Origin of the sequence: Shewanella gelidimarina (assembly GCF_023283945.1) — a bacterium.
In the GTDB taxonomy this organism is placed as follows: Bacteria; Pseudomonadota; Gammaproteobacteria; order Enterobacterales; family Shewanellaceae; genus Shewanella; species Shewanella gelidimarina.
In genome coordinates, this window is sequence record NZ_JAKIKW010000012.1 from 38,692 (window position 1) to 49,375 (window position 10,684).

The 10,684-nt window shown below is 40.8% G+C and carries 11 protein-coding genes and 1 pseudogene; 9 read left to right on the top strand and 3 right to left on the bottom strand.

Annotated elements, in window-relative coordinates; translation table 11 throughout:
* Window positions 1–9: 9 nt before the first annotated feature.
* Together L2729_RS11760 and L2729_RS11765 are read right to left on the bottom strand one after the other, a co-directional pair.
* Complete coding sequence (locus tag L2729_RS11760; RefSeq protein ID WP_248988442.1) at window positions 10–312, bottom strand: hypothetical protein; 303 nt, start codon at window positions 310–312, stop codon at window positions 10–12.
* A gap of 957 nt (window positions 313–1,269) precedes the next feature.
* On the bottom strand, window positions 1,270–1,521 hold the full coding sequence (locus tag L2729_RS11765; RefSeq protein WP_248988443.1) for a hypothetical protein: 252 nt from the start codon (window positions 1,519–1,521) through the stop codon (window positions 1,270–1,272).
* Between the two features lie 779 nt (window positions 1,522–2,300).
* Between L2729_RS11765 and L2729_RS11770 the strand changes: the two genes are divergently transcribed.
* The 4 genes from L2729_RS11770 to L2729_RS11785 all read left to right on the top strand — a co-directional run bounded on the left by L2729_RS11770 (window position 2,301) and on the right by L2729_RS11785 (window position 6,147).
* Complete coding sequence (locus tag L2729_RS11770; RefSeq protein WP_248988444.1) at window positions 2,301–3,194, top strand: hypothetical protein; 894 nt, start codon at window positions 2,301–2,303, stop codon at window positions 3,192–3,194.
* Window positions 3,195–3,548: 354 nt separating this feature from the next.
* Window positions 3,549–4,514 (top strand): hypothetical protein, encoded by a 966-nt coding sequence (locus L2729_RS11775; RefSeq protein ID WP_248988445.1) that lies wholly within the window; start codon window positions 3,549–3,551, stop codon window positions 4,512–4,514.
* 423 nt (window positions 4,515–4,937) lie between these two features.
* Window positions 4,938–5,771 (top strand): PcfJ domain-containing protein, encoded by an 834-nt coding sequence (locus L2729_RS11780; RefSeq protein WP_248988446.1) that lies wholly within the window; start codon window positions 4,938–4,940, stop codon window positions 5,769–5,771.
* 46 nt (window positions 5,772–5,817) lie between these two features.
* A complete protein-coding gene (locus L2729_RS11785) occupies window positions 5,818–6,147 on the top strand; it encodes a hypothetical protein (protein WP_248988447.1) in 330 nt (109 codons plus the stop codon).
* Here L2729_RS11785 and L2729_RS21690 read toward each other — a convergent pair.
* A complete protein-coding gene (locus L2729_RS21690; RefSeq protein ID WP_283104217.1) occupies window positions 6,144–6,278 on the bottom strand; it encodes a hypothetical protein in 135 nt (44 codons plus the stop codon). The two genes, L2729_RS11785 and L2729_RS21690, sit on opposite strands and share 4 nt — an antisense overlap.
* A 740-nt stretch (window positions 6,279–7,018) precedes the next feature.
* Between L2729_RS21690 and csm6 the strand changes: the two genes are divergently transcribed.
* The 5 genes and pseudogenes from csm6 to L2729_RS11805 all read left to right on the top strand — a co-directional run bounded on the left by csm6 (window position 7,019) and on the right by L2729_RS11805 (window position 10,659).
* On the top strand, window positions 7,019–8,149 hold the full coding sequence (csm6, locus tag L2729_RS11790) for a CRISPR-associated ring nuclease Csm6 (RefSeq protein ID WP_248988448.1): 1,131 nt from the start codon (window positions 7,019–7,021) through the stop codon (window positions 8,147–8,149).
* Between the two features lie 201 nt (window positions 8,150–8,350).
* Window positions 8,351–8,452, top strand: a pseudogene (locus L2729_RS21820) (IS1595 family transposase); the annotation flags it as partial.
* Between the two features lie 213 nt (window positions 8,453–8,665).
* Window positions 8,666–9,367 (top strand): vWA domain-containing protein, encoded by a 702-nt coding sequence (locus L2729_RS11795; protein ID WP_248988449.1) that lies wholly within the window; start codon window positions 8,666–8,668, stop codon window positions 9,365–9,367.
* The gene (locus L2729_RS11800) at window positions 9,354–9,890 is read left to right on the top strand and encodes a hypothetical protein (protein WP_248988450.1); all 537 of its coding nucleotides are present in this window, start codon (window positions 9,354–9,356) and stop codon (window positions 9,888–9,890) included. The genes L2729_RS11795 and L2729_RS11800 overlap by 14 nt, the downstream gene beginning before the upstream one ends.
* On the top strand, window positions 9,880–10,659 hold the full coding sequence (locus tag L2729_RS11805; RefSeq protein ID WP_248988451.1) for a protein phosphatase 2C domain-containing protein: 780 nt from the start codon (window positions 9,880–9,882) through the stop codon (window positions 10,657–10,659). Before L2729_RS11800 ends, L2729_RS11805 begins: the two co-directional genes overlap by 11 nt.
* The last annotated feature ends 25 nt before the right edge of the window (window positions 10,660–10,684 follow it).

Genomic DNA, 10,684 nt, shown 5'->3' on the forward strand with positions numbered 1-10,684 from the left:
TTAATATCATTATAGCCACGCTCTAAAGTTTTTAAGATGGACGAAGATCTCATAACCTTTTGCTTCTTGTTTCCAAACATTTCCTTCTGGCATTGGCTTTGTCTTACTCTTAATTCTCTGGCGTATTGCAGCAACAGATTTACCGAGTTTTTTTGAAGCTGCTTCTAATGGCATCCAACCGTCATCATATTTACTTTCTAAAGCCGCTAACTTGCTTTCAAGAACGAGAATTCTGTCCTTCAACCATGATTGCGTTTCGAGATCAGTCATCATGTTGGCATTTGATTGATTTCTTGCGGATTTAGAGAACATATCTACCTCTGTTAAGTCATTGTAATTTAGTACGAATATGGTAATAAAATAGGAAGAAATTAGATTTTTAATAGTTTGAAGTCTATTTCACGTATAAATAGCCTCATTATTAATTTGGTTAATATTTCTGACTCCAATAGGTTGACTTATGTACTGATTGCGAAAACATCTTGTTCTTCGACATTTTAGTTCTCGGATAAATCTGTTTTACGTGGCTGCTTTAGTGCTTAAATAAATGCTAACAGTGGCAAAGTGTATTTGTAAACCGTTATTGTTGTGTATAGATATGTCGTATAAATGACTACTTTTTTGTCATACGGCTAATTTACGCGGTTTAGTGAATAAATACTCACTTCCATGCAGCGGCGCTGTCTTGTGTATGCAATGTGAAAATTAAACGATAATGCGCGTTAAACCACCAAGTATTATGGTTTAATCTTGGTGGTTTATTTTTCTAATTTAAGAAGATATTCTTAGTGTGATGTCTGTTTTCATCTTTGTATGAGTCATTTTTATTGCTTATCAAATAAAGTTAAAAACACATTTTGAGTAATTCGACTAAATCTAAGTGGCTATTTTTTGTACGCTCTATTGGTGTCACTCTTGATCTGAATCTTTCTTAGAGCGAGTGACAAGAAAATAAACACCAGCAATCAGCACAAAAGTGGGGAGTAGAAAATACATATATGTTCCTTAAAGCTAATTATTAGCTTATATGATTCGAAATAACACGTAGTAGCTCGCGCGCCATAAGTTCACTTTGCTTGGTTTTTTAGTACACAAGCTTTGGTATGTTGCAGTGCCAAATGTCAGTTTACACGAACCTAAACTATAGACGACGAGGTATCTAACATCGTCTGTTTCTAAATAGAAAGAGAATAACCAGAGCAATAGCGTTGCACCGAATACTAGCGGGATACTTGTTGTCTGGTCTCTTGATAATTTTTTATTAGACATCTAGAAATCGTCAAACCCTGAGCTAAATGAGTCGCAGTCGCTGTCAAATGAACTATCAAACGAATTGTCGAATGAGCTATCAAAGCCACAACCAAATGAGTCGTTATTACTGTCATTCATCATATTGCAACTTGAATCGAAAGGTGGCTCAGTTACTCCATATGGATTGCCGTGAATATCAACATTTGCGCCTGATACCATCGGAGTACCATCGACATTAACTTGAGGTTCTACGTTAAGTAATTTGTTCATACCTATCTCCAGTTTTTTGTTTAATTTTTACCGCTCTCTATACACATTAATGAAAAAATGCTAAATTACAAACTTGTTTGACTGAACTGTCAGCAACAAAAAGTTTGTCCCAACTTCCCCATGTTTTCTGCATTTTTAGATTCAAAAAAACCTCATTTTTAGCTATTACACCCAAACGAATGTGTGCTCTTACAGCAAAAATCGGCACGATTATTTGTAATTAACAGCATGTGCAACATGCCTTCAGCTCGCGTATTTGGATTGATACGAAGTATTGATGCAAAGGAGCAACGCGCATGTACAGCTGGTCTGTACTAACCGCATTTACGTTTTGCTTCAGCAAAATTTAGCCTCATATTTGGCACAAATTGATGGCTAAACCATTTGCCTTTTCGTTAGAAAAGCAGAGTGTCGAAAGAGGGAATAGAGGTGGAACACATCCCCTCGTCGTAAGCGGCGAAAATGCGGTTAGTACAGAGCGGAGCGAGATACATGCGCGTTTGATGTCTTGAAAAGCTAGAGCGTAGCTCGTAAGACAGTGTCGATGACGAGTCATCAGAACTGGCGTGCGTTTCAAGGCATATGAATGTGTTACGAAGTGATGCATTCATCAGGCAACGCCTGGCTTGGTAGCGATAGTTATCGCTATTTTCATCCCGATAGGGGGAAATAAGTATCTCGGAATGAAAATCTACACTTATTTGTCTGAATCACCATAGTTTGTATCGTAAAGCTCTATCTCTAGATATCGATTATGAACTGAATGACAGGTATCAAAAATGTACGACCAAAATATCCCACAACAACTGATAAACCAAACACTCGATACTTCAGGTAAAGGGGGTTATCAATATCAACCCTACCTATCAATACCCATGCGATATCAGCAAGGTGCCAACAACAATCAAATAGGTAAAGCAAGGCGAGTGTTGACCATGAAGCTTGTCGCACGTTTTGGCCTGACTTCTCCAACCATAGTTGCTTGGCTTTATGGTATTCCTCTGCGTCTCGCATTGGAGCATTTGAACAAGCTCGTGAGTGAAAAATTATTGAGTCTGGTTATCACGCATCGCTCAATGGATGGACGGGTTTATGTACTCGATTATACAGGAGCCAAATATGCTGAGGAGTTGTTATCGGTAGCGGTATATTTTCGTGCCGGAGAGCCTAGCTTACGCGTCAATCAAAACACCATAATGCATGACCTTATGATGCAATATGTTCAGCTGAAAGGGCTACATAACAGAGCAAAAGACAATACAGATAAACCCTATTGGTACTCGTTTGTCACCGAACCTGAATTTAAGCGGCTTTTTAAATCAGATGATGTGCGTAATGTCGACGGAATAGCATTAGAGCCTGATGGCACTATCGCAGCAATTGAAATAGAGCACTCATTCAAAACCAAAGCAGCACGACAAACTATTCTGCTAAAGTGGCTGTATGGCCTCAAGCACGGTTATTACGACAAAGTGATGCTCTTCTCCCAATCACTGCAAATCTTTAATGACATAAAGAGACTGCATACCCAGCTATTGGATGAAATGCCAGCACGGTTTGATAAAAAAACAAAGTTGGTGATGTTAAGTATTGAAGATGCAGAGATGCTGAGAGGGAAGGTGGTGCATAGAACGGTACTTTGCAAAGAGCTGAGTGATACCTTTTATTCTTAGATTTTAAACTGCTTAAACGAAAAAAAGATACATAAAGTATCTTTTTCCCGGCAGAACTACATTTCTTCGTAGACTACAGAATGCGAAAGCAAATTGAACGCTTTGGTGCAATTGCAGGTCTCTATCGGTAGGAGTTCCAATAGAAGTCTCTCAGTAAGTGAGTTTCGCTGACATAGGGCCTCCAGGTCCTTTTGTACTAATAGGTAGGGTACCTTTGTGTGTATTATCTATATTTTAGGTAAGAGGGAGTAAAAATTTTTTGATTCTTTAGTTCGAAGTTTTTGCAAGCTTATAATTCTCAACATTTGTTAATTGCACATATGATGGCCTCAATTAATCAAATGAGGCCATCATATGTGTAAGCAAGTCAGTTACAGTAAATATCAAAAACGAGTGATTAAATTTCTAAATGATTTACTTGGTTCTGGCACGCCATTCTCCTATGAAAGAACCAAAAATAACCACCTAAAGGTATTGATAGAAGGCGTTAGTAAACCGCTTTATACCGGCTCAACACCTTCCGATTGCCGGTCAATACACAACTTTATGTCAGAAGTTAAAAAGGAACTAAGGCTATCTGTGCACGAGTTAGAAAAATCCGCCTCGATGCCAGCTAAGTTGAATCCAACCATACAGTCAGTGTTTAAGCCGTGTTATGACAAACTGATCCAGACCAGCATTAAAAGTTTACGTACTCAGATTGACTCAATCAAAGTGCAAGAACAGCGTCAAGTTGAGCAACTTAATGATGTTGACTTTATTAAAACTGCGCGTCTGAAAGCGATAAAACATTCCGTCTCTCACGTTATAAAAACCAATAAGCAGGCGGGGTATATCAAGCCAAGAGCAATGCGAGAAATTGAGACGGTAATTGTAAAACACCTTAATTTTATGCTACCAAGCATTGCTTTTTATTCGGATCTACTTGAGTCAGAAAAACATCCAGCAACTGATCTGCACAATGTTGTTAATCACGAGACTAAAGTGGTTAGTCTCGCATCGAGTAAAACGGCTAGAACTAAATCGAATATAGATAACACTGTGGCTAATAATGAAGCTAAGGCTGTTGAGGGAATAAAGGTTGAGCATAAGGACCATCGGCCAAAACAACGAGCATTAAAGCAGCTGGTGTCACTTTCGAGTCCCAAGCGTGTCAATGAGTTACGCAGTTTGAACGCTGAACAGGGGCGCGAATTGATAAAAGAGATTGAGCAAGCCATGATGCTTAATCGCGAGCAAGATATTGAGGCTATTGTTGCGCTGATACAGGAGAAAGCAATACCCCTCGAGGCAATTGTTTCTCGACTAGAAGCAGCTTGATATCGCTTGCTTAGTCAATGGCAGTTTTCGCATAAATAGTGCTATATGATTGCCTGATAGCAACTGCTACATTTACTTTGATCTAAGTCTAAAGGATAACTCAACATTAATAATCAATCAGCTATCAACATAGAACTGCACCTGACGATACCGATTTCACGTCTCGGCTTTGAGTATGACATAGAGCTACACAGTTGGCAGCAAAAGCTACAAGCCTATAGAGTATTCGACACTAAACCCAAAGAGCTGTTAGAGGGAGGATTAGGATTAGGGTTTAACCTAATTACCCAGTTTAAATCGGGTTTAGATTGGTTAGCGCATATTCCCACGCAGTACATTGCAGTAACAGAGGCATTTCCTGAGCATCAGTATCAGCTACTATGGCTCGCCGCGAACAGTGAACAAGCCGCTCAATTGTTATTGATGCGACCACTATTGTTGGTACTTATTTGTGAACATTACTCAATCGACAACAAACAAGCGTTAATAATAAGCCAGTTGGGGCAGCGAGATATCCTAAAACACCTGGGCTATGACAGCGGCAAAGCCGCTCTTAAGTTTATCGATAAGCTGACACTCACTTTTGCACGTGATTTAGAGCTCAAACACGTTAAAAAGCAACTTGATGTACGTTTTAGCCGTTACAAAGTATTTAATCATTACTCAACAATTAACTATGTGGCATTGAGTCTAGACAATCGATACCCGTTTTTAACTGGGACCAAGTTAGGGCTGGCAATATCAACTGCAAACGGGCTAACAAGAGGGCCATTACGTGCCTGTTTAGCAGATACCTTAACGCTCGGCATAGAGCTTGGGGTTAACGACCCTGCCAAGCGAGTGAGCCAATTATCGTCACTCAATGAGCTTGAGGTATTACACCAATATTGGATAGACAGACGCAACGGCTTAAGACGCGAGCAAAACCGGCCTGAAGATGCTGATAAGCCCTATCCACAGCTTATTGCTGCAGAGCCGAACATTGTTCCAATTGAGGATTATGATCAACTCTTTAATGAAGGCGTTAGCCAAAAACACTGCATCGCTATTTATCATAGTCGCATAGCTGCAGGGAACTATTGTGTCTTTGTTATGCCGCAACCGCAACGGGTAACCATAGGCATTAAAATCGATAGGCAAAATGGGCGCATAGAACTAGACCAAATAGCGGGGATGCGTAACGCCTTGGCCACTAATGAAACCCGTGAAATTGTTTATAGCTGGCTTGAAAGGGTAAAAAGAACACTGAAAATATAAAGAATAGATAATAATTTCGCTAATTATCATAAGGGTATCATCGTTTTTGCACGCGAGTTCTGGTATAGGAGATGGCAATCTACATTGGGGTATCAATAGCTTATGGACAAAGTCACTCAATTTTGAATTAATCCGCGGCCATAATGAAAAGCTCGCTAATCTAGGTCAGCTTGCTGAAAGCATACTGCATTTAGATCCAGGCAGTGCGATCACTCGTCTGCGTGGCTTTGCAGAAGAGGTGACCAAAGAGATCTACGCTATTGATGCCTTACCAAAAATGCCCCAAGCGAACTTTATCGAGTTACTTAAAAGTGATGCATTCTTGTATTGTACTGAAGCGCAGACTGCGCGACCAACTGCATTTCCTTCGCATTAAAGGTAACGAAACTGCTCACGGTGCTGATGGCTCGCTGTCGATAGGTTATGCCGCATTAGGTACTGTGCATCAGCTAAGCCAATACCTTGCGGTGAACTACTACGGTTTTCATGTATCAGATCTTGCACCATTAGTGTTCCCCGAACCATCAAACAGCACAAAACAAGCCCAAGCCGTAGCCAACAAACCGCAAAAATCCTTGAATGGGATGAAGATACCACCTGAAAAATGCTTATCGATACCCAGCTATCCAATGAGGTAACCACGACCTCTTTGTCAGTCCACTGCCTAACTTTGCTGGTTATCCGTCCTGAATTATCGAAGCTAGATTTTTTGTACCATTGACTACCGCTTGCAAGAGTCAACAGCGTGCATGAAGGGAGGAGCCCCAGTGATTAACTTGTGCTTCCCAATGATAAGTGTGATGGGGGAGGTTTGTTGAACTTGATATGCGTGTTGTTCGCTGTTGAGCCGATTGCTGTTCAATTATCTATTTTCTGCTTCAAGATATACCCATCCGCTGCTCTGTACTTTTATGATTGTGCAAGTTACTGAGAATATTCCAACTCATTTACTAGCGAGCCGATACTCATATCCCCTTTAATTGTCTGAAAATACGTTTGTTTGACGTATGTCGGTGACAACCCGAATTAAGTCGCATATAGTCATTTTGATATTGACACCTGTTCAGCAAAAGTTCAGGTTTATTAAGTATATGGAATATATGCAGAACGGAATCTGGTCTTTGAATTTTCCTGATTTGCACCTTTAAATATCTACACTGGTAAGGCCATTAAACATGCTCTGCTGTGAGGCATTAGGGATCCGGCAGACTGGTGATAACTATGGTTTGTTATAGGCGATACATAAAATGAAAAATATCTTAGTTGCTGTAACTGGGGCGAGCCCTCAAGTATTGACTGAAACCTTATTTGGTTTACATATACAAGGAAAAGCTTTACCTGAAGAAGTGTTCGTGATCACCACTAAAAATTCCAAGCAGATGCTAGTCGATGGTCTCTTTGAGCAAGGTCATTGGCAGCGGTTGATTACTGATTATTCACTACCACAGATCAAATTTGATGAGTCAAATATCTGGGTCATTAGTGACGAGCAAGGGAATGAGTTAGAAGATGCCAAAGGTGAAGAGGATCAGTCTACGATGGCAGACTTTATCACCCGCAAGGTCGCCATGCTAACCGCTGACACTAGCTGTGCTATTCATGCCTCTATTGCTGGAGGCCGTAAAACCATGGCGTTCTATATGGGTTATGCCATGTCGCTTTATGGACGTGAGCAAGATGCCCTGAGTCATGTGTTTGTTAATGATGAATTTGAGTTTGTAAGAGACTTCTATTATCCGACACTTCAAGAACACTGGATTGACGGAAAAACGGCTGGCAGCCGAGTCAATACTAAAGATGCACATGTCACCCTTGCAGAGATCCCTTTTGTGCGCATGCGCAAGCAGTTTGAATCGGACCTGCTAAATCAACTTGAAGATAGTTCTTTCTCTAAAACAGTAGCACTAATGAATGCCGCGAGTCAGCCATTGGCAGTCTCTATCAGTTTGAAGTCACGAACGCTGAGTGTTTTGGGTATTGATATTAAGCTCTCAGCTAAGCTACTAGCCCTCTACCTGTTTATGCTTTCTCAACCCCAGCGAAAAATTAAAGTCGGTTCAGGCTTTATTAAAAATACCGATTTTACCAAACAGTATTTGCAATTCTTCTACGATATGAAGGGGGATGTTCGTGTTTACGGCACCTTCGGCTTAGAAGATGAGGGTGATTGGGTTCGGGGTCAGTTTGATAACTTACAGCCTCTGAATGCGAAGTTCATTCAAGAGGTGTTGAGTCAGCTTCATAAAAAGCTGATTCAGCTTCTACCAAATGATGTGGTTGATCATATTAAAGTGCATTCAGATGGGGTAAAGGGGGGCTCGACTTATTCCGTTAGCGAGACATTAACCGTTGATGTGATCCACCCATGCGATTTGTAAGCTTATAAACATCGCTTAATTTTCGGTTTAGTTATGATGGTTGTATTAATTAACATGCCTCTGTATCTGAGTCAGTTTTGACATATTCTTATCTTATAAATTAAAGCTTGAAGTGAGATTTGCTATGAAATGCCTTGGTGGGTGGCAAAAGAAAAGGGAAGTGTGGACGTGATGCTAAAGGTAAAACGCAGATTTTAGTTGCATGAAGCAAGGGTAACACCAAGTGAGCTTGTTGATGAATGGCACCCTTGAGTTCATATTGCAATTATCCACGCCAGTACATTCACACTGAGCAAAGTACATAGGATGTAAATTTATGAGTAGGTAAGCTTGCACATTCCCGACATTAAATTGTTTGTTGTTAGTCTAAACGAACACAATGAATGGCGATTAAGCATTATCTAACTGCATAAAATTCGAGCCATTAAAAATGTGGTAGTAGACATGAGCGAGCTTTAATCTTGTCGACTCCCTGTTTAATAAATTTACAATTGAGAGAATTAAAAGGACGATATTATGACTGGATTTAACCCTTCCGATTTTACTGTAGCTAAGGCCAAGCCCCTACCTGTGGTGTTGCTGCTTGATGTGAGTACCAGTATGCAAGGTAATAGCATTAATGAACTAAATGTTGCAGTAAAAGAGATGTTCACTGACTTTGCCAATGCTGAAAAAAATGAGATTGAAATACTTGTTTCAATCATCACCTTTGGTGCAGAGGTTTTACTTCATACTCCGTACACTTCTGCTAAAGATATTGAATGGCAAGACATGACGGTAAGCGGAATGACGCCAATGGGCACGGCTTTTTCGATGGCAAAAGCGATGATCGAAGATAAAGAAACAACACCGTCACGCGCGTATCGCCCAACGATTGTATTGGTTTCAGACGGAGCACCGAATGATTCTTGGGAGCAGCCACTACGAGAATTGGTTAAAGAAGGGCGTTCGCAGAAATGTGACCGCATGGCAATGGCTATTGGTAGTGATACTTCTAATAGCGTACTAAATGAGTTTGTATCAGGTACTGAAAACAAGGTGTTTACGGCGCAGGATTCTTCGCAAATACAAGAGTTCTTTAAATTTGTCACTATGTCAGTAACTACCCGTACTCAGAGTCAAAATGCTAATGTTGTTCCAAAGCAAGAAGAGGTTCAGCGTTTAGTCGAACAGGAAGATAATCAACCGTCAGAAGAGCTTGAAGATGAGTTCATCTGAGTTGCATTGCATCATAGATCGCTCTGGAAGTATGGCTGAGTATGGTAAACCGATGCTATTGGTTAACCTACTGCGCTATATCCGGCAATTTACTACACAACACAGTAAAAGCACGAGCTACTTCAGTTGGCGAGAGGATATTACAGAGATTTTTTGGTTAGCTGAAGCAGATGTTGAGCTGCCAGCCGCTGAAGATAGTAGTGATATTGCTAGCCTTTGTAGCTGGAGCGAAGTGAACTCTGAAGCAACGCTTTTGGTGCTGACAGATGGTTACTTTAAGTTAAATACAGAGCAACGGCAGTTGATTTCACAGGTCGATAATTTGTTCTTTATTGGCGTGGGTGGTGATGCTGATTTAGCACAGTTAATTACGCTATCGAATCATAGCTATCGTGCAGAACAGCTGGATCATGTTTTGCACACGATCTGGCGTCCAGAAATCGTTGCAGGCGGCCCATTGAACCGAGTTGATTTAGCCGGTGTTATTGTTGAAAACGAATCAGAGGATGATGATGAGTGGTAACACATCTGTATGGCGTGGTTTCGGTGACAGTGAAATCGGCCCTCTTCATCAGCGCCTTGGCGTACTTAATCAGGATGCTTACCATCTAGAGCGTAAAAACGAGCCAATACTGATTGCTTTGTCTGATGGCTTAGGAAGCAAGTCTCTGTCTCACTTAGGTGCTCAAGCTGTAAGTCGGGCAGTTGTAAGGTTAGCTCAGTACTGCGCGGATGAAGTGATAGTTGAGCAAGAAGTTGAGCCAGTGTCGTTGATTGAATTATTTCATGATTACTGGTTAGAAGAGCTTCGGGGTATAGATCTTGAGCTGTGTCGTTGCACAGCTTTGTTCGCCATTATGTTGGGTGAGCAGACTTTTATCGCCCAGCTTGGAGATGGGGATTGTTGCATTATTACTTCAAAGGAAGGTGAGTGTGAACAACAGGTTCGTTTTTTATCTGATAAAGACGAAGACCTATTTGCTAACCAAACGTATTCTCTAGGTAAAAAATTTCAAGCCAGTGAGTGGCAGTTTTACTTGCAACCAACTGCTGAATTGAATGCTTGTTTCTTAGTAACGGACGGCATTTCTGATGACATCGCTTTAGAGTATCGAGCTAACTTTTACTTAGAGTTATTGAATCAATATCGACAGTTAACAGACGGCCAAGTTAAGGCTGATGTACGGCGCTGGATTAGTCAGTGGCCGGTTGTTGGTCATAGTGATGATAAAACAATTGTCGCATTGTTTCGTCAATCCTCTCTGCACAAAACATATTCTGCTTCGCCCTAACTTAGGGTTAGCATAGGACGCTTCA